Here is a 19003-nt window from a genome sequence, read left to right as displayed (position 1 = left end):
GCGGCTCTCTTGCGTTTCTTGAAAGAAGACATGACCCGTCCAACAATGCTCGTCATCGCCGCCAGCCTGATGCTGGCACCAGCCGCCGCCGCTTTTGCCGCCACCACCGCGCCCACCACTGCCGTTACCGCGGCCGCCGCCTTGCCTGCCTCGAATCCGTTTGCGCAAGCGAGCAGCCTGCCATTTCACTATCCGCCGTTCGACAAGGTGCAGGACGCCGACTACGCCCCCGCCTTTACGGCAGGCATGGCCGCCAACCTGGCGGAAATCAACGCGATTGCGAATAACCCGAAAGCGGCCACGTTCGACAACACCATCGTCGCCATGGAACGTTCGGGCCAGCTGCTGAGCCGCGTGCGCACCGTGTTTTCCGTGATGTCCGGCTCGAACACGAATGAGACGATCCAGGGCCTGGAGCGCGAACTGGCGCCGAAAATGGCGGCCCACAGCGACGCGGTCATGCTCAACGACAAGTTGTTCAAGCGCATCGACAGCCTGTACGCCAAGCGCGACAAGCTGGGCCTCGATGCGGAATCGAAGCGTTTGCTGGAACGCTATCACACCGATTTTGTACGCGCGGGCGCCAAGCTGTCGGCGGCGGACAAGCAAAAGCTGCGCGCCTACAACGGCCAGCTGGCGGCCCTGTCGACCAAGTTCGCGCAAAATGTACTGAAGGAATTGAACGCCTCGGCTGTCGTCGTCGATACGCGCGAAGAACTCGACGGCCTGTCGCCGGCCGCCATCGAAGTGGCCGCCGGCCTGGCCAAGAAACGCGGCCTGGACGGCAAATACGTGATCGCCCTCGTCAACACGACGGGCCAGGCGCCGCTGTCGCTGCTGACCAACCGCGCCGTGCGCGAACGCATCATGGCCGCCTCGCAAGCGCGCGGCAGCCGTGGCGGCGAGTTTGACAATACCGCCGAAGTGCTGGAACTGGCAAAACTGCGCGCCGAACGTGCCGCGCTGATGGGCTACCCGAACTACGCGGCGTATTCGCTGGAAGACCAGACGGCGCACGACACCACCGCCGTGAACGCGCTGCTGGGCGAGCTGGCGAAGCCGGCCGTCGTCAATGCGCGGCGTGAAGCGGACGATATCCAGAAGGTCATCGATGCAGGCAAAGGCGGCTTCAAGGTGGGCGCTGCCGACTGGGCCTTCTATAGCGACAAGGTACGCGCCGAACGCTACAACTTCGATGAAAATCAGCTGAAACCGTACTTTGAAATGCACAGCGTGCTGACCAAGGGCGTGTTCTTTGCCGCTGGCAAGTTGTACGGCCTCACTTTCAAGCAGCGCACCGACTTGCCCGTCTACACGGCCGACATGCTGGTGTACGACGTCTTCAATGAAGACGGCACGCAGCTGGCCATCTTTACGCTGGACCCTTACGCGCGCAGCAACAAGCGCGGCGGCGCCTGGGCGAATGCCTACGTGGGTCAGTCGGGCTTGCTGAACCGCAAGCCGGTGATTGCGAATAACCTCAACATTCCAAAGCCGGAAGCGGGCCAGCCGACCCTGATGACGTTTGACGAAGTCAACACCATGTTCCACGAATTCGGCCATGCGCTGCACGGCATGTTTTCGAACGTGAAATACCCGCGTTTCGCCGGCACCAGCGTGCCGCGCGACTTCGTCGAATACCCGTCGCAAGTCAATGAAATGTGGGCGCTGTGGCCGGAAGTGCTGCAAAACTACGCCAAGCACTACCAGACGGGCGCGGCCATCCCGGCCGAGCTGCTGGCCAAAGTGACGGCGGCCGACAATTTCAACCAGGGCTATAAAACCACGGAATACCTGGCATCGGCCCTGCTGGACCAGCGCTGGCACCAGCTGACCCCGGCACAGATCCCCACCGACGTGCTGGCGTTTGAAAAAACCGCCTTGACGCAGGCCGGCGTCGATTTCGCGCCGGCGCCGCCACGCTACCGCACCACGTATTTCTCGCACGCGTTCGCGGGCGGCTATTCGGCCGGCTACTACGCGTATCTGTGGTCGGAAAAGCTCGATGCCGATACGGTCGAGTGGTTCAAGGAAAACGGCGGTTTGACGCGCAAGAACGGCGACTGGTTCAGAGCCAAGTTGCTGTCACGCGGCGGCAGCGCCGATGCGCTCGACATCTACCGCAACTTCCGCGGCCGCGATGCGAAGATCGAGCCGCTGCTGCAACGCCGTGGCCTGAACGGCAAATAAGTCGCCAAGTAAACCGCGTCATTCCGGCGTCAAAGCCGGGTCAATGAAAAAGGCTGCCTGGCGATTGGCAGCCTTTTTTATTTGGCGATGTTGATTGCAAACCGTGGTAAACCGCGCATTTTGCTCGATGCACCACAGGATCACCCATGTTGGATGACGCCTGTGTGACAGGCTGCTATGATCTGCCACTGGCCCGCGACGCGATCGCGGTTCTTCCCCGCGCTTCCTGAAAGATGTCATGATCCGTCCACAACTGCTCGTCATCGCCGCCAGCGTCATGCTGGCCCACGCCGCTCCATCCGCCCTGGCCGCCGCCGCTGCACCTGCCGCCGCCATCAGCGCCCAGAATCCCCTGTTGAAAGTCAGCCCGCTGCCATTCCAGATGCCGCAGTTCGGTCTGATCAAGGATGCGCACTACGCGCCGGCGTTTGCCGAAGGCATGAAACGTCAGCTGGCCGAAGTCAACGCGATTGCCAACAACCGTCAGGCGCCCACGTTTGAAAACACCATCGTGGCCCTCGAGCGCACTGGGCAGCTGCTGCACCGCGTGCAAAGCATCTTCAGCAACATGACCTCGACCAATACCAATGCCGTGCTGGAAGCGGTGGAAGTGGATGTGTCGCCCAAGCTGGCCGCGCATGGCGACGCGATCACCCTGAATCCGAAACTGTTTGCCCGCATCGACACCCTGTACGCCAAGCGCGACAAGCTGGGCCTCGATGCCGAATCCTTGCGTCTGCTGGAACGTTATCACACGGATTTCGTGCGCGCCGGCGCCAAGCTGTCCGATGCGGACAAGGAAAAATTGAAAGCCTACAACGCCGAGCAGGCGGGCCTGGAAACGGCCTTCGCACAAAACGTGCTGAAGGAAACGAATGCCAAGAGCATCGTCGTCGACACGCGCGCCGAACTGGCAGGCATGACGGACAGCGATATCGATACGGCCGCCGCTGCCGCCAAGGAACGCGGCTTGACGGGCAAGTTCCTCATCGCCCTGGTCAACACCAGCGGCCAGCCGCCATTGGCCGTATTGACGGATCGCAAGACACGCCAGCGTTTGATGGATGCGTCGCTGAACCGGGGCAGCCAGGGCGGCGAGTTCGACAACCGCGCCATCGTGCTGAAGCTGGCCAAACTGCGCGCCGAACGGGCCACCTTGCTCGGTTACGCCAATTACGCCGCGTATTCGCTGGAAGACCAGACGGCCAAGACGACAACCGCCGTCAACACCCTGCTGTCGGAACTGGCCAAACCGGCCGTCGCCAACGCGCGCCGCGAAGCGGCCGACCTGCAGCAAGTGGTCGATGCGGAAAAGGGCGGCTTCCAGGTAGCGGCGGCCGACTGGGCCATCTACACGGACAAGCTGCGCAAGCAGCGTTTCAATTTTGATGAAAACGAGCTGAAGCCGTACCTGGAACTCAACAGCGTGCTGAACAATGGCGTCTTCTTTGCCGCCAATAAACTGTATGGCATCAGCTTCAAACAGCGTACTGATCTACCGGTATACAACCCGGACGTGCGCGTGTACGACGTGCTGGACGCCAACGGCAAGCCGCTGGCCCTGTTCATCGCCGACTTCTATGCGCGCGGCAACAAGCATGGCGGCGCGTGGATGAATGAATACGTGTCGCAGTCAATGTTGATGGGCACGCATCCCGTGGTCGCCAACCAGTTGAATATTCCGAAGCCGCCGGCCGGTCAGCCGACCTTGCTGACGTTCGATGAAGTGACGACCATGTTCCACGAATTCGGCCATGCGCTGCACGGCATGTTTTCGAACGTGAAATACCCGCGCTTTGCCGGCACCAGCGTGCCGAGCGACTTCGTCGAGTATCCATCGCAAGTCAATGAAATGTGGGCCGTCTGGCCGGAAGTGCTGCAAAATTACGCCAAGCACTACCAGAGCGGCGCGGCCATGCCGCAGGAATTGCTCGATAAAGTCACGGCGGCGAAGAAATTCAACCAGGGCTTCATGACCACCGAATACCTGTCGGCGGCCCTGCTGGACCAGCGCTGGCACCAACTGGCGCCAGCGCAGATTCCGACCGACGTGCTGGCCTTTGAAGCGGCATCGCTGAAAGACGCGGGCGTCGACTACGCGCCCGTACCGCCGCGCTACCGCACCAGCTACTTCTCGCACAGCTTCTCGGGCGGCTACTCGGCGGCCTATTACGCCTACCTGTGGTCGGAAAAGCTGGACGCGGAATCGGTCAACTGGTTCAAGGAAAACGGCGGCCTGACGCGCAAGAATGGCGACTGGTTCCGCAGCAAATTGCTGTCGCGCGGCGGCAGCGTCGATGCGCTGCAACTGTTCCGTGACTTCCGTGGTCGCGATGCTACAGTGGAACCATTGCTGGAACGCCGCGGCTTGAACGCCAAGTAATCCGTCCTCATCAGAAGCTTGCGTTGCGTTGACATGGCGCACGCAAGCTTTCTGTGCCGACGGCGTAGAATTGAGTAAGATGTAAATAAGTAGGCAGTCGAAAGAGTATATGAGTCAGCAAGATTTGAATGGCATTACCCTGGAAGGTATCGTGACGCGCCTGCACGCCCACTACGGTTGGGACGGCTTGGCCAAGCACATCGATATCAATTGCTTCATCAGCGATCCCAGCATCAAGTCGAGCCTGAAGTTTTTGCGCAAGACCCCGTGGGCCAGGAGCAAGGTGGAACAATTGTTCCTGGACACGCAATTTACGGACTGACAGGAAAAAACATGGATAGCAAACTCAAGGAATCGCTGCAACAACTGCATTCGACACTAGCAACCAGCGGCCCCGTCGATGAAGAGCTGCATGGTTTGCTGCAAAAACTCGATGTTGACATCAAGTTGCTGATGGAAAAGCGCGCCGCGCAGGAACAGGAAGAAGAGTCGACCACCTATGGCCTGGCCGAGCGCAGCCAGGAATTGTCGGCCAAGTTCGCCGTCAAGCATCCGAAACTGGAGCCGGCGCTGCGGGAGTTGGGTGAGATTCTAGCCAATATGGGTATCTGATGCACCTCTGAAAACCTACTGCGCAGCCCACTGCCGGGCATCCGTTGCTCACCGTACCTTCGTACGGTTCTCCGCTACTCAACCCGGCATTGAGCTTGCTCGCTACGGTTTTGAGAGGCGCCGAGACGATGTTGATGCAATGATAAAAACTGCTCCTCAGTCACAATTTCTCGATGGGAATTTCCCAAGTGATTGAAAAATAAACGTTTTTTGTACTGAAATCCAACAGTAAAAATCAGGCCGCCAGGTTGGAAATGGCCAATTCCGGTACAATCCGTACCCTATGAGCTCCCCTACCAATTTATTCGCGACCGTTCCCAAGCGGTCTGCCCGCGCTGCCGTGGCGCCTTTCCTGCCGATGTCGCGTGCCGAGATGGACGCGCTGGGCTGGGACCAGTGCGACGTCATCCTCGTCACGGGCGACGCCTACATCGACCATCCGAGTTTCGGCATGGCCCTGGTTGGCCGCCTGCTCGAAGCGCAAGGCTACCGCGTCGGCATCATCAGCCAGCCCGACTGGCTGTCCGCCGACGCCTTCCGCATCCTCGGCAAGCCGCGTTTGTATTACGGCATTACGGCCGGCAACATGGATTCCATGGTCAACCAGTACACGGCCGACCGCAAGATCCGCTCCGACGATGCCTACACGGCGAATGCCGAACCGAATAAACGCCCGGACCGCGCCGTCACCGTGTACGCCCAGCGCGCGCGCGAAGCGTATCCCGACGTGCCGGTGGTCATCGGCAGCATCGAAGCGTCGCTGCGCCGCATCGCCCATTACGATTACTGGTCGGACAAGGTCCGCCGTTCTGTCTTGCCCGATTCCAAGGCCGATCTGCTGATTTTCGGCAATGCCGAACGGGCGCTGGTCGACCTGACGCACCGTCTGGCTGCCGGCGAAGCCATCAAGGATATCCGCGACTTGCGCGGCACGGCCTTCATGGTGCCGGCCGGCTGGCTGCCCGGCGACGACTGGGGCGTGCACAATTCCACCCGCGTCGACGTGCCCGGCAAGGTCGATCCGCACTACAGCCCGTATGAGATGGTGCAGGAAGACAAGACCGCCTGCGCCACGGAAAATGCCTCGAAATCGGCCGAAGTCATCAAGCCGATCCGCATCATGAGCCGCGAAGAGCGCCTGGCCATGGCCAAGGAAAAGCACGACAAGACGGTCGTGCGTCTGCCCGCCTACGACGTCGTCAAGGATGACCCGGTGATGTATGCGCATGCCTCGCGCGTGTTCCACCTGGAATCGAATCCCGGCAATGCGCGCGCCATGGTGCAGGCGCACGGCGAACGCGACGTGTGGCTCAATCCGCCGCCGCTGCCGCTGGCCATGGACGAGATGGATGGCGTGTATGACATGAATTACGCGCGCGCGCCGCACCCGAGCTATGGCAAGGCGCACATTCCCGCCTGGGAAATGATCCGTTTTTCCGTCAACATCATGCGCGGCTGCTTCGGCGGCTGCACCTTCTGTTCGATCACCGAGCATGAAGGCCGCATTATCCAGAGCCGTTCGGAACCGTCGATCCTGCGCGAAATCGAGCATATCCGCGATAAAACCAAAGGCTTTACGGGTACCATTTCCGATATGGGTGGTCCGACGGCGAATATGTACCGCCTCGCTTGCAAGGACAAAGAGATCGAAGTGTCGTGCCGCCGCCTGTCCTGCGTGTACCCATCGATCTGCGTCAACCTGGGCACGGACCACAGCAAGCTCATTTCCCTGTATCGCAAGGCGCGCGCCATTCCCGGCATCAAGAAAGTGCTGATCAGCTCGGGCTTGCGCTACGACCTGGCCGTGCGTTCGCCCGAATACGTCAAAGAGTTGGTGACGCACCACGTCGGCGGCCTCTTGAAAATTGCGCCCGAGCACACGGAAGAGGGCACTTTGTCGAAGATGATGAAGCCCGGCATCGGTGCGTATGACGAGTTCAAGGAAATGTTCGACCGTTTCTCGCTGGAAGCGGGCAAGAAGCAGTATTTGATCCCGTACTTCATTGCCGCCCATCCGGGCACGACGGACCTGGACATGCTCAATTTGGCCCTGTGGCTGAAGAAAAACAATTTCAAGCTGGACCAGGTGCAAACCTTCATGCCCACGCCGATGGCCATGGCCACGACCATGTATCACACACGCAAGAATCCTTTGCGTAAGGTCACGGCTGACTCGGAAGTGGTGGAAACGGCGCGCAGCGGCAAGATCCGCCGCACGCACAAGGCTTTCCTGCGCTACCAGGACCCGGCCAACTGGCCGATTTTGCGCGAAGCGCTGGTCAACATGGGCCGTGGCGATTTGATCGGCAATGGCGACAAGCACTTGATTCCTGCCTGGACCTCGTCCGAGTCGGGCGGCCTGGCCGCAGGCGAACGCAGCCGCCAGACGCATGGTGCCGGCACGCCGGACAAGTTCAAGGTCACGCCGGGCAAGAACCGCATCGCCCTGGGCGGCACGGCAGCGGCGCCGAAAGCATCGGCTGCCGAGTCGAAGGTACGGCCCTCGATCTTGTCGACCATCAAGACGAAGGCCAAGCCGGCCGCCGTGCCGATGGGCCGTGGCAGCAAGCCACCGGCCAAGGGCGGCCATGCCGCGCCAGCACGCGGCGGGCGCAAGTAAGCTGCCTTAGGCCTTCGGCCTTCGGGCATCGCCTGAAAACCCGGCAACGCACACTGCGTTGCCGGGTTTTTTGCTTTCCGTGCACCAAGGTGGTGCGCGAGATCTCCTTGGCGGCAGGATTTTTACCAATATTTAAAATTTGAATAGAGCAAAAGGCAATTTTCTCTTGTGGCAACTTGCTGTTTGAAAATATACTCGTTGCATATTTAGCCGTACGGCAACAAAGCTGCCATTCTGGCAAGCGATGCGGGCGTACGGCGTCAGCGTTGATATGAAAAGAGATGCCAATTGAAATGCCTTTCCTGCCAGGCCGAGAATAAACCGGGTGCAAAATTCTGTTCTTCGTGCGGCACGACGTTTGCCGTTGCCACGATTGTTGCCGCCCAGGTGCCAGGCAAATCCTGTGGCCAGTGCGGCCATGATTGCAAGGCCGATGCCAGATTCTGCCCCAAATGCGCGTTCAGCTTTGCCGTAGCGCCCGTTGCCGCAACGGCGCCGCCGCCTCTGCCGGAACCGGTCATTACGCCCGCCATCGAGCCCATGCCTGAACCTGCCCCGGCGCCAGTGGCGGAACCTGCCCCGGCGCCAGTGGCGGAACCTGTCGCGGCACCGGCGCCGCCGCCCGTGCTGGAAAAGCGCCAGCCTGAAGCCGCACCCGCACCCGCACCCGCACCCGCACCCGCACCCGCACCCGCACCTGTCCACGCGCCCGCACCAGAACTTGCTGCCGCACCCGCCAGCGTGCCCAAAGCGCCAGACGACAAGCGACCGCGTGGCCTTCCCCTCAAGCTGATTGCCGCAGTCGTCGCAGCGGTAGTGCTGCTGGGCGGTGCAGGCGGGTATTATTTCCTGTCAAGCAAGCCGCCAGCGTCGCAGCCGGCACCCGTGCCACCTGTGCCGCCGGAACCTGCGCCTGCTGCCGAGAAGCCGCTGGCCATCAGCGACCCTGCGCTCGATGGCGCCACGGCGGCCGAGCCTGCCGTGACGCCAGCGGTGCCCGCCCCGGCGCCAGCACCGGTTGCCGCCCCTGCGCCCGCGCCCGAGCCTGCACCAGCGCCAGCCCCTGCACCTGCCCCGGTCGTGGAAAAGCCCGCCAAGCCCGTCAAGGCCGCACCGCCAGCCGCCCCCGCCAACAAGGCTGACGGCCTGGAAAGCGTGATCACGGAGAGCCTGTCGGAAGCGAGCCACTGCATGAGCCAGCGCAAATACGACTGTGCCATTGCCAACGCGAATGCCGTGTTGCGCATGGACAAGGGCAACCGCTACGCGCTCGACATCAAGCGCAAGGCGAAAGACGCGCAAGACAAGGCGCTGTCGCAAATCCAGATCGAGTAAGCCGCGCTGCTTGCCTTCCCCCTATTTTGTTCCTCCCGGAGAATAACGTGAAAAACTTGAAACAAATTGCCAAGCCCATGGTAGCGCTGCTGGTTGTGTCCTCGATGCTGGCCGGTTGCGCCGCGCCGGGTGGCCCTGGCGCCACCGGCACCACCACCGCAGGCACGGAAGCGGCCAGCGGTGAATGCAATACGGCCATGCTGGCCGGCATCGGCGCTGTCGTGGGCGGCTTGCTGGGCGGTGGCACGAATACCGTGCGCGGCGCGGCCCTGGGCGCCAGCCTGGGCGCACTCGCCTGCGTGGCTTTGAATTATCAAAGCCAGCAAGTCAAGACGGCGCAGCAGGTGCAGGCCGACTATAAGGTGGCCAACAAGGGCAAGCTGCCCGAGCAGTCGACGCTGGTGAAGTATGAGACGGCCTTTACGCCATCCTCCGTACGTCCGGGCCAGAAGGCGCAGACCAATTCGTATATCGAAGTGGCAGCCGGCACGCGCGATCCGAACCCGCTGGTGGAAGAAGAATTGAGCCTGTACAAGCCAAATGGCGACCTGATCAAAACTGTGCGCAAGGTGGTCAGCAGCAATAACGGCAGCGGCGCCTACAAGGGCGGTTTCTCGATTCCCATGCCCGAAGGCGTGCCGCAGGGCATTTATCCCGTGCGTACCGCCTTGTACCTGAATAGCAAGCGTGTCGGCGGCCAGGACGTCAAACTGCAGATCGTCCAGCGCCAGGCGCCTGCGAGCGAGCTGCAACTGGCGCTGGCGTACTGACACTGCAATACCACGGGGCGGCCAGGCAGGCCGTCCCATCCCGATTTCCCCCTTCCAGGCTAGACATGACCATTTCCACAGAAGCACATAAACCGTTTCCCTTTTCCTCCGCCGTGGGATCGCTGATCGAAGCGACCGATGCCATCAAGAATTTCCGCGCGATTGCCCTGCTGGCCCTGACCTTCATCGGCGCGGTGCTCGTCGGCGGCGTGCTGACGATGCTCGCCGGCAGCATGAGCAGTGTCGTGCTGGCCTTCCTGGGCGGCTTGATGGCCTTTCTGGTGATGTTCTACGGTTCCAACGCCGTGGGCATCCTGCTGATGCGCGATGCGCAGGGCCAGCCTGGCTTGAGCCTGGTTGATGCCGTGCTCGTCTCGCTGTACACCAGCCACCGCCTGATCGCGGTCGTCTTCCTGGAATTTTTGATCGTGCTGGCGGCCATGATCGTCATCGCCATCATCTTGTTCGTCTGCAAAATCCCCGTGCTGGGCCCCGTGCTGTACGCGGTGGTCTTCCCCTTGTCGGCCATCGTGCTGGGCGTGCTGGTGTTTGCGCTGTTCTACGTGATGCTGCCACTGGCCGGCCCTGCCGCCTGGTCGGGCGCCAGCGTGTTCCAGATCATTGCCCGCCTGAACCTGATCGTGCGCACCAAGCTGGTGTCGGTGATCCTGCTGGAAGTGCTGCTGTTCCTGATCACGTCGTTTACCGCGCTGCTGATCTTTGGTGTGCTGGGCACGGGCGTGTCGCTGACCACGGGCATGTCGGCCGGCATCCTGGGTCTGGGCGGCCAGATGAATATGTACGCGCTGGCCTCGGGCCTGGGTGGCGGCAGCGGTTCCGGCTATATCATCGCTGCCGGCCTGGGCGGCGGCTTGCTGATGGCGGCCGCAGCCGTTGTGCCTGGCCTGATCTTCACCAAGGGCGTGTGCATCATTTACCTGAACGCCACGCGCAATGTCGATTTCAGCGCCTCGGAAGCGAGCCTGAACGACGGCCTGGCGGTGGTCAAGAAAAAGGCCGAGGAAGCGCGTGAACGTGCGCGCGCCCTCGCCGAGCAGGCGACGGCACCAGCCGCTCCAGCCGCTGCGCCGGCAGACAGCCTGCAATGCCCGAGCTGCAAGGCACCGGTCGCGTCCGATGACGTGTTCTGCGGCGAATGCGCGCACAAACTCAAGTAAGGCACACCATGGCTCACTTCTGCACCAAATGCGGCACGGCCTATGCCCCGGGGGCGCGCTTTTGCGATGAATGCGGCAATACCTTGCCTGCCGCGGCAGCGCCGGCGCCGGCCAGTCCGGCCGGGGCCGGCGTACAGCGGCGCCACGTCATGATTGCCGGCGGCGTGCTGGCGGTAGTCATCGTGGCTGGCGGCGCCCTGGCGTGGCTGCTGGCGCCCGAAGCGGCCTCGGCCAGCAGTTTCAGCCGCGCCATCGATGCCCACCTGACGGCCGACGAGGCGGCGCGCGACAAGTTGCTCTGCTTGACCAACTTGCCGTACCAGAAGGAAGAAATCCGCGTGGCCTCGTACGACAGTTCCACGCGGCAATGGCTCGATATCCTCGTGCGTAGCGGGCTGTACGCCGCTCCCGTCGAGCAGAGCAGCGGTGGCTGGCTTGCGCAATCGCAATTTGTCTACGCGCTGGCCGCCCCGGGCAAGGCAGCCTTGCGCGGCGACAAGCTGTGCGTGGCCAAGGGCGTGAAAGTGGCCAAGGTCAGCGGCTACGAGCAGGTGCGCGAGATAGGCGGTCAGCAGGTAGCAATGGCCACTGCCAAGCTGGCCTTGACCGATGAGGCGACGTGGCTGGCCAAATCGGCGGACCGGGCACTGATCCTGCAACGCTTGCCGCACGGTGACCTGGAAGTGGAATTGCCGCTGGCGCTGGTCGACAAGCAATGGCAAGTCACCGACCGCGCGCAACTGCAGCAGGCCGCCATGAGCATGGCCATGGCAGGGGCCTTGGGCAATGCGTCGGCCACCCAGGGACCGGGCATGCTGGACAAACTGAAAGGCCTGTTCAGCTTTGGCGGCCACCCGCTGGTGGGCAAGTGGAAGGCACCGATGGGCGGTGTGCTGGAGTTTACGCGTGACAGCGTCATCGAGAATGCCAAGGCAAGCAAAGGCACCTTTACCACCGAGGGCAATGTCGTGACGTTCGCGCCGGAAGGCGCAGGCGGCATGGCCATGCAAATCAGCCTGAGCAATAGCAACAACACGGCTACGCTCAGCATCGGCGGCATGCCGATCACGGTGCTGCAGCGCGTGCGCGATTAAGCATCCGGCGGGTGGCGCAGCGTGCCGCCTTGCATCATTCCAGAAGCCCGGCCATGCCGGGTTTTTTTACGCCCGCCAGGCAGCGGCGCGCCTGTCAATTTATCTTGACATCAAGATAGTACGCGTCCACACTGGACTTTTATCTTAATGTCGAGATAGTTACATGAGCTCTTCTTCTGCCCGTCCCGCCTGGGGCGACATTCTGCTCACGGCGCTGGCGCCCCTGATCTGGGGTTCCACGTATATCGTCACGTCCGAACTGCTGCCGCCGGACCGGCCCTTCACGGCAGCCCTGATCCGCGTGTTGCCGGCTGGCTTGCTGTTGCTGCTGCTGATGCGGCGCCTGCCCGCGCGGCGCGACTGGGGCCGCGTGCTGATTCTTTCCGCGCTCAATATCGGCGTGTTCCAGGCGCTGCTGTTCGTCGCCGCCTACCGCTTGCCGGGTGGCCTAGCGGCCGTGGTGGGGGCCATCCAGCCGCTGCTGGTGATGGGCCTGGCCTGGGGCGTGGAAGGACGCCGCCCAGCCCGCCTGGCCTTGGGGGCCAGCGTGCTGGGCGTGGCTGGCATGGGCGTCTTGTTGTTGTCGCCGCGCACGGTGTGGGAACCCATCGGCATCGCCGCCGCGCTGGGCGGCACGGCCTGCATGGCGGCCGGCACGTATCTGACGCGGCGCTGGAAGCCGGACTTGCCCGTGCTGGCGCTGACGGGCTGGCAATTGTTGCTCGGCGGCCTGATGCTGGCGCCCGTCGCCTGGCTGGCCGATGCACCGTTGCCGGCCTTGTCCCTGCAGCAAGTGTTGGCCTACGCCTACCTGTGCCTGGCCGGTGCCCTGCTGGCGTATGCGCTGTGGTTTCGCGGCATCGCCAGGCTGTCGCCCGTGGCCGTGTCTTCGCTGGGACTGCTCAGTCCCCTGATGGCCGTGGTGCTGGGTTGGGCCCTGCTGGGCCAGGCCATGACGGGCTGGTCGATGCTGGGCTTGCTGCTGGTGCTGGCTAGCGTGCTGGCGGTGCAGTGGGCCAGCGCCCGTCCCGCAACAAAGTCCTGACTGACGCGCATTTCCCCTCGGCAGGCTGATCGCATCAGCCTGCCCGTCCCCCTCTGGGCGCTCCCTTTTTGCTGCACCGCACATACTGTTTTGCTTGCACTGTAATAGGGCATTGAGGCACTATTCGCTTCGCGCAAACGTTTGCGCGCAACGAAATTCCATAAAAGCATGCTCTACACATGCTTGACCAACAACTCTGGAGACGCTCATGACATCCCGTATTCGCCTGAAAATGATTGCCGCCGCTGTCCTGGTGTGTGCCTTGCCCGCCGTGCCGGCGATGGCGCAGACACCTGCCAAACCGAAGGTGGCGCTGGTGATGAAGTCGCTTGCCAATGAATTTTTCCTGACCATGGAAAATGGCGCCAAGGCGCACCAGAAGGCGAATGCCGCCAAGTACGACTTGCTGTCGAACGGCATCAAGGATGAAACGGATACGTCTAGCCAGATTAAGCTGGTCGAGCAAATGATCGTCTCGCGCGTCAACGCGCTGGTGATCGCGCCGGCCGACTCGAAAGCGCTGGTGCCGGTGCTGAAAAAGGCCATCGACGCGGGCATCATCGTCGTCAATATCGACAACAAGCTCGACGAGGGCGCCCTGAAAGAGAAGGGCATCACCGTGCCGTTCGTCGGTCCGGACAACCGCAAGGGCGCCAAGGTCGTCGGCGACTATCTGGCCAAGCAGATCAAGAAGGGCGATCCCGTCGGCATCATCGAAGGCGTGTCGACTACCTACAACGCGCAGCAGCGTACCCTGGGTTTCCAGGACGCCATGAACGCGGCCGGTGCGAAAGTCGTCAGCGTGCAGTCGGGCCAGTGGGAAATCGCCCCTGCCAACACGGTGGCCGCCGCCATGCTGAACGCCAACCCGAATATCAAGGCCTTGCTGTGCGGTAACGACAACATGGCCATCGGCGCCATTTCCGCCATCAAGGCGGCCGGCAAGACGGGCAAAGTGCTCGTCGTCGGCTACGACAACATCAACGCCATCAAGCCGATGCTGGCCGATGGCCGCGTGCTGGCCACCGCCGACCAGTTCGGTTCGCAGCAAGCCGTGTTCGGCATCGAGACCGTGCTGAAAGCGCTGGCACAGAAGAAGAAACAGGCCGAGCTCGGTGGCGTCATCGAAACCAAGGTCGAACTGGTCGCCAAGGGCGCCAAGTCCTGATCGTTTGATCCCGCCGGGGCCGGCGCCCGCTTGCTCATCGAGCAGGCGCCGCTGGCCCCGCCGCCACTACCGCGGAGTTTTATCATGCCTACCGACATACCCCCGGCGCCATCAGCCGCCACCCCTCTATTGACCCTGGACAACATCGGCAAGTCCTATGTCGGCCCCGTGCTGGGCGGCGTGGGCTTGCGCTTCGCCGCTGGCCAGGTGCTGGCGCTGACGGGCGAGAACGGCGCGGGCAAGAGCACCTTGTCGAAGATCATCTGCGGCCTGGAGCAAGCCACGACGGGCACGATGCTGCTCGACGGCAAGCCTTACCAGCCCGCCTCGCGCGGCGCCGCCGAGGCGCTGGGCATCCGCATGGTGATGCAGGAACTCAATTTGATTCCCACCCTGTCGATCGCGGAAAACCTGTACCTGAAAAATTTGCCGCAGCGTTTCGGCTTCATCGACCGCAGCCGTCTGGAGCGCGACGCGCGCGAACAGATGGAGCAAGTGGGCCTGGGCGGACTCGACCCGTGGACCCTGGTTGGCGAGCTGGGCATCGGCCACCAGCAAATGATCGAAATCGCGCGCAATTTAATTGGTTCCTGCCGCCTGCTGGTGCTCGATGAGCCGACGGCCATGCTGACGCACCGCGAGGTGGAATTGCTGTTTCTGCAAATCGAGCGCCTGAAAGCCGAAGGCGTGTGCATCATCTATATTTCCCACCGCCTGGAAGAACTCAAGCGCGTAGCCGACCGCATCGCCGTGCTGCGCGACGGCCAGCTCGTGTGCGATGACGATATCGCCGGCCACTCCGCCGCCGACCTGGTCAGCCTGATGGTGGGCCGTTCGGCCGATGACGCCGTCGACCTGAGCGGCCGCACTATCGGCGCGCCGCTGCTGCGCGTGCGCGGACTGGCGCGCGGCAAGGTGGTCAACCCGACTTCGTTCGACTTGCGCGCCGGCGAAATCCTCGGTATCGCCGGCCTGATCGGCTCGGGCCGCACGGAATTGCTGCGCCTGATCTTCGGCGCCGACCGCGCCGACGCCGGTGACGTGTTCCTCGGCGACAGCGAGGTACCCGCCGCCTTGCACTCGCCGCAGGCCGCCGTGAAAGCCGGCATCGCCATGATCACGGAAGACCGCAAGGGACAAGGCTTGTTGCTGCGCCAGTCCATCGCCGTCAACACGACCCTGGCCTCGCTCGACACCGTCAGTGGCGCCGGTTGGCTCAACGATGCGGCCGAAGCGACGGTGGCCGACGATTACATTCAGCGCCTGGGCATCCGCTCGCGCAACAGCGCGCAAACGGTGGCCGAATTGTCCGGCGGGAACCAGCAAAAGGTGGTGATCGCCCGCTGGCTGTATCGCGACTGCCCCGTGATGCTGTTCGACGAACCCACGCGCGGCATCGATATCGGCGCCAAGTTTGATATTTATCAGGTGCTGGCCGAACAGGCGCGCCAGGGCAAGGGTCTCGTCATCGTCTCGAGCGACTTGCGCGAGCTGATGCTGATCTGCGACCGCATCGCCGTCATGAGCGCCGGCAGCATCGTCGAGACCTTCGAGCGCGGCGCCTGGAGCCAGGACGCGCTGCTGTCAGCCGCTTTCTCCGGCTATTTGACCCCCACTTCCACTCCAGCTGCGGCCTGATCCGCCGGAAAGATTCCCATGACCACCCATTCCTCTCCTTCGTATCTGCAGCGCAGCCTGGCCGACCTGAAAAACTATGCGGGCCTGATCGGCGCCCTGCTCGCCATGTGCGTGCTGTTCTCGTTTGCCAGCGAAAACTTCTTTACTCTGGCGACCTTGAGTACCCTGTCGAACAACATCCCGACCCTGGTGGTGATGGCCGTCGGCATGACCTTTGTATTGATCATCGGCGGCATCGATTTGTCCGTCGGCTCCGTCATGGCGCTGGCCGCTTCCGTGCTGTCGCTCGCTGTCGTGCACTGGGGCTGGCCCGTGTGGAGCGCGGCCCTGCTGGGCATGTTCGTCGCCGCCCTGTGCGGCGCGACGACCGGCCTGATTTCCGTCGGCTGGCGCATTCCCTCGTTCATCGTCTCCTTGGGCGTGCTGGAAATGGCGCGCGGCATGGCGTATCAAGTGACGAACTCGCGCACGGAATACATCGGCAGCGCCGTGGACGGCATCAGCTCGCCGATCGCCTTTGGCCTGTCGCCGGCCTTCATCGCCGCCATCGCGATTGTTGTCATCGGCCACCTGGTGCTCACGCGCACGGTGCTGGGACGCCACTGGATCGGCATCGGCACGAATGAAGAAGCCGTGCGTTTGTCCGGCATCAATACGAAACCGTCAAAAGTGCTGGTGTTTGCCCTGATGGGCTTTCTGGCTGGCGTGGGCGCGCTGTTCCAGGTCTCGCGCCTGGAAGCGGCCGACCCGAACGGCGGCGTGGGCATGGAATTGCAAGTGATCGCCGCCGTCGTGATCGGCGGCACGAGCCTGATGGGCGGACGCGGTTCCGTCATCAGCACGTTTATCGGCGTGTTGATCATTTCCGTGCTGGAAGCGGGCCTGGCGCAAGTGGGCGTGTCGGAACCCGTGAAACGCATCGTCACGGGCCTGGTGATCGTCGCCGCCGTGGTGCTCGACACTTACCGCCGCCGCGGCGAGCGTTCATAATACTGGCCCATGGCAACGATCAAACAAGTGGCGCAGGCGGCGGGGGTGTCGTTTACCACCGTGTCGCACGTCCTCAACAATACCCGCCCCGTCAGCGACGCGGCGCGCCGCGCCGTGCTGGCGGCGGCGGAGCAGTTGCATTACGTGCCCAGCGCGCTGGCGCGCTCCCTGCGCAGCCGCAGCACGGGCACCATCGGCCTGATCATTCCGAATAATACGAATCCGTATTTTTCGGAAGTGGCGCGCGGCATCGAGGATAGCTGCTACGCGGCCGGCTACAGCGTGATTTTGTGCAATTCCGATGACGACCCCGTCAAGCAGCGCGACTACCTGAACGTGCTCTTGACCAAACGCTGCGACGGCCTGATCCTGTCCGCGCTGGCCGACAGCGATGGCGAATTGCTGCGCAAGATGAAGGTGCCGGCCGTGCTGCTCGACCGCGCGCCCAGCGACCTGTCCATCGATGCGGTGGCCGTCGACAACCGCGCCGGCGGTGCCCTGGCCGCGTGCCATTTGCTGGGCCTGGGACGCCGGCGCCTTGCTTGCATCGCCGGTCCCCGCGAAGTGCGCATTTCCAACGAGCGCATAGCCGGTGCGCGCAGCGCCATGGCGGACGCGGGCGTGGTCCTGGCCGACGCCCTGTGCGTGCATGGCGATTTTACGAGCGCGGGCGGTTATGCGGCCGCGCTGGATTTGCTGGCGCTGCCGCCAGGCCAGCGCCCCGACGCCTTGTTCTGCTGCAATGATTTGATGGCCTTTGGCGCCTTGCGCGCCGCCGCCGAGCGGGGCATTGCCGTGCCGGCCGAACTGGCCGTCGTCGGCTTCGACGATATCGACCTGGCCAGCTTCGTGCATCCTGCCTTGAGCAGCGTGGCGCAAAACACGCGCGAGCTGGGCCATATCACGGCCGCCTGCCTGCTGGCGCGCATCGCCGACCCCGCCTTGCCGCGCCAGCAGCGCAGCATCGCACCCGAGCTGCACGTGCGCGGCTCCAGCGTGGCCGCCACTGTACCTTCTTCCGCACCTACTTCTTCACCTGCAACTGAACTGATGGGAATGACATCATGATCGTGGTTATCGGCAGCATCAATATGGACCTGGTCTTGCGCGTGCCGCGCATGCCCCTCCCCGGCGAAACCCTGACGGGCGGCGCGTTTCGAACCATTCCTGGCGGCAAGGGCGCCAACCAGGCCGTGGCCTGCGCGCGCCTGAGCGGCAAAGTAGCCGCCGGTGGCCAGCAAGTGGCCATGATCGGCTGCGTGGGCGACGACGCCTTCGGCGCGACCTTGCGCGCGGCGCTGGTGGGCGACGGCATCATCGACAGCCACATCACCACCTTGCCCGGTGTCGCGTCCGGCATCGCTTCCATCCTGGTCGACGACAACGGCCAGAACAGCATCGTGATTGCCGGCGGCGCCAACGATTTATTGAGCCCCGCGCATATCGACGCGGCAAAAGAGCTGATCGAGCAGGCCGATATTGTCGTGCTGCAGCTGGAAACGCCGATGGCCACCGTCGTGCACGCCATTAAACTGGCCCGTTCGCTGGGCAAGACGGTGGTGCTGAACCCGGCCCCGGCCGCCAGCTTGCCGGCAGGCGTGCTGGAACTGGTCGACTACCTGATTCCGAATGAAATCGAAGCGGCCATGCTGGCCGGCGTCAGCCCGGACGGCGCGGACGTCCAGGCGCTGGCGGCCGCGCTGCAAAAGCTGGGCAGCGACAACGTCATCATCACGCTCGGCTCCAAGGGCGTGCACGCGGCCCTGTATGGCGGCGATTTCACCTTCCCGGCCGAGGTGGTGCAAGCCGTCGATACGACGGCCGCCGGCGACACCTTTATCGGCGGCTTTGTCGCCGGCCTGGCGTCCGGCATGGACGAGGCCGAAGCGATCCAGCAAGGCCAGCGCGCAGCCGCCTGGAGCGTCACCAAGCCCGGTGCGCAAACCTCGATTCCCCACTTGCACGAGCTGTTCTGAGACC

General features: G+C 63.1%; 15 protein-coding genes and 1 pseudogene. All 16 read left to right on the top strand.

What is annotated here, in order from left to right:
• The first annotated feature begins 30 nt into the window (after positions 1–30).
• The 16 genes and pseudogenes from FJQ89_RS17510 to rbsK all read left to right on the top strand — a co-directional run bounded on the left by FJQ89_RS17510 (position 31) and on the right by rbsK (position 18999).
• Positions 31–2190, top strand: coding sequence for a M3 family metallopeptidase (locus FJQ89_RS17510; protein WP_243136103.1), 2160 nt, complete (start codon positions 31–33; stop codon positions 2188–2190).
• Between the two features lie 238 nt (positions 2191–2428).
• Positions 2429–4573 carry a M3 family metallopeptidase gene (locus FJQ89_RS17505; RefSeq protein ID WP_141171088.1) on the top strand — a complete coding sequence of 715 codons (2145 nt, stop codon included), beginning with the start codon at positions 2429–2431 and terminating at the stop codon, positions 4571–4573.
• Positions 4574–4682: 109 nt separating this feature from the next.
• Positions 4683–4895 (top strand): VF530 family protein, encoded by a 213-nt coding sequence (locus FJQ89_RS17500; RefSeq protein ID WP_070219603.1) that lies wholly within the window; start codon positions 4683–4685, stop codon positions 4893–4895.
• 11 nt (positions 4896–4906) lie between these two features.
• A complete protein-coding gene (locus FJQ89_RS17495; RefSeq protein WP_099411273.1) occupies positions 4907–5185 on the top strand; it encodes a DUF4404 family protein in 279 nt (92 codons plus the stop codon).
• Positions 5186–5543: 358 nt separating this feature from the next.
• On the top strand, positions 5544–7805 hold the full coding sequence (locus FJQ89_RS17490; protein ID WP_218968380.1) for a YgiQ family radical SAM protein: 2262 nt from the start codon (positions 5544–5546) through the stop codon (positions 7803–7805).
• A gap of 288 nt (positions 7806–8093) precedes the next feature.
• Positions 8094–8201: pseudogene (locus FJQ89_RS28745) on the top strand (zinc-ribbon domain-containing protein); the annotation flags it as partial.
• Between the two features lie 144 nt (positions 8202–8345).
• Positions 8346–9140: a hypothetical protein gene (locus FJQ89_RS17485; protein WP_243136101.1), complete on the top strand. Its 795-nt coding sequence runs from the start codon at positions 8346–8348 to the stop codon at positions 9138–9140.
• Positions 9141–9187: 47 nt separating this feature from the next.
• The gene (locus FJQ89_RS17480; protein ID WP_099761587.1) at positions 9188–9910 is read left to right on the top strand and encodes a hypothetical protein; all 723 of its coding nucleotides are present in this window, start codon (positions 9188–9190) and stop codon (positions 9908–9910) included.
• Positions 9911–9975: 65 nt separating this feature from the next.
• Positions 9976–11088 (top strand): zinc ribbon domain-containing protein, encoded by a 1113-nt coding sequence (locus FJQ89_RS17475; RefSeq protein WP_141171086.1) that lies wholly within the window; start codon positions 9976–9978, stop codon positions 11086–11088.
• Between the two features lie 8 nt (positions 11089–11096).
• Positions 11097–12182, top strand: a complete 1086-nt coding sequence (locus tag FJQ89_RS17470) for a zinc ribbon domain-containing protein (protein WP_141171085.1) — start codon at positions 11097–11099, stop codon at positions 12180–12182.
• 163 nt (positions 12183–12345) lie between these two features.
• Entirely contained in the window at positions 12346–13227 is an 882-nt protein-coding gene (locus tag FJQ89_RS17465; protein WP_141171084.1) for an EamA family transporter, read from the top strand.
• A 208-nt stretch (positions 13228–13435) separates the two neighbouring features.
• Entirely contained in the window at positions 13436–14395 is a 960-nt protein-coding gene (locus FJQ89_RS17460; protein WP_099761595.1) for a sugar ABC transporter substrate-binding protein, read from the top strand.
• An 84-nt stretch (positions 14396–14479) separates the two neighbouring features.
• Positions 14480–16033 carry a sugar ABC transporter ATP-binding protein gene (locus FJQ89_RS17455; protein ID WP_141171083.1) on the top strand — a complete coding sequence of 518 codons (1554 nt, stop codon included), beginning with the start codon at positions 14480–14482 and terminating at the stop codon, positions 16031–16033.
• A gap of 18 nt (positions 16034–16051) precedes the next feature.
• Positions 16052–17023 carry an ABC transporter permease gene (locus FJQ89_RS17450; RefSeq protein WP_141171082.1) on the top strand — a complete coding sequence of 324 codons (972 nt, stop codon included), beginning with the start codon at positions 16052–16054 and terminating at the stop codon, positions 17021–17023.
• 9 nt (positions 17024–17032) lie between these two features.
• The gene (locus FJQ89_RS17445; protein WP_141171081.1) at positions 17033–18091 is read left to right on the top strand and encodes a LacI family DNA-binding transcriptional regulator; all 1059 of its coding nucleotides are present in this window, start codon (positions 17033–17035) and stop codon (positions 18089–18091) included.
• Positions 18088–18999, top strand: coding sequence for a ribokinase (gene rbsK, locus FJQ89_RS17440; RefSeq protein ID WP_141171080.1), 912 nt, complete (start codon positions 18088–18090; stop codon positions 18997–18999). The genes FJQ89_RS17445 and rbsK overlap by 4 nt, the downstream gene beginning before the upstream one ends.
• The last annotated feature ends 4 nt before the right edge of the window (positions 19000–19003 follow it).

Source organism: Janthinobacterium tructae, from assembly GCF_006517255.1.
GTDB lineage: Bacteria > Pseudomonadota > Gammaproteobacteria > Burkholderiales > Burkholderiaceae_D > Janthinobacterium > Janthinobacterium tructae.
This window is presented reverse-complemented; position numbering and strand designations above follow the sequence as displayed.

What these genes read in the sequence shown, in the direction of transcription:
- FJQ89_RS17510 (WP_243136103.1), top strand. Translation starts at nt 31, where the DNA reads ATGACCCGTCCAACAATGCTCGTCATCGCCGCCAGCCTGATGCTGGCA.
- FJQ89_RS17505 (WP_141171088.1), top strand. Translation starts at nt 2,429, where the DNA reads ATGATCCGTCCACAACTGCTCGTCATCGCCGCCAGCGTCATGCTGGCC.
- FJQ89_RS17500 (WP_070219603.1), top strand. Translation starts at nt 4,683, where the DNA reads ATGAGTCAGCAAGATTTGAATGGCATTACCCTGGAAGGTATCGTGACG.
- FJQ89_RS17495 (WP_099411273.1), top strand. Translation starts at nt 4,907, where the DNA reads ATGGATAGCAAACTCAAGGAATCGCTGCAACAACTGCATTCGACACTA.
- FJQ89_RS17490 (WP_218968380.1), top strand. Translation starts at nt 5,544, where the DNA reads ATGTCGCGTGCCGAGATGGACGCGCTGGGCTGGGACCAGTGCGACGTC.
- FJQ89_RS17485 (WP_243136101.1), top strand. Translation starts at nt 8,346, where the DNA reads ATGCCTGAACCTGCCCCGGCGCCAGTGGCGGAACCTGCCCCGGCGCCA.
- FJQ89_RS17475 (WP_141171086.1), top strand. Translation starts at nt 9,976, where the DNA reads ATGACCATTTCCACAGAAGCACATAAACCGTTTCCCTTTTCCTCCGCC.
- FJQ89_RS17470 (WP_141171085.1), top strand. Translation starts at nt 11,097, where the DNA reads ATGGCTCACTTCTGCACCAAATGCGGCACGGCCTATGCCCCGGGGGCG.
- FJQ89_RS17465 (WP_141171084.1), top strand. Translation starts at nt 12,346, where the DNA reads ATGAGCTCTTCTTCTGCCCGTCCCGCCTGGGGCGACATTCTGCTCACG.
- FJQ89_RS17460 (WP_099761595.1), top strand. Translation starts at nt 13,436, where the DNA reads ATGACATCCCGTATTCGCCTGAAAATGATTGCCGCCGCTGTCCTGGTG.
- FJQ89_RS17455 (WP_141171083.1), top strand. Translation starts at nt 14,480, where the DNA reads ATGCCTACCGACATACCCCCGGCGCCATCAGCCGCCACCCCTCTATTG.
- FJQ89_RS17450 (WP_141171082.1), top strand. Translation starts at nt 16,052, where the DNA reads ATGACCACCCATTCCTCTCCTTCGTATCTGCAGCGCAGCCTGGCCGAC.
- FJQ89_RS17445 (WP_141171081.1), top strand. Translation starts at nt 17,033, where the DNA reads ATGGCAACGATCAAACAAGTGGCGCAGGCGGCGGGGGTGTCGTTTACC.
- rbsK (WP_141171080.1), top strand. Translation starts at nt 18,088, where the DNA reads ATGATCGTGGTTATCGGCAGCATCAATATGGACCTGGTCTTGCGCGTG.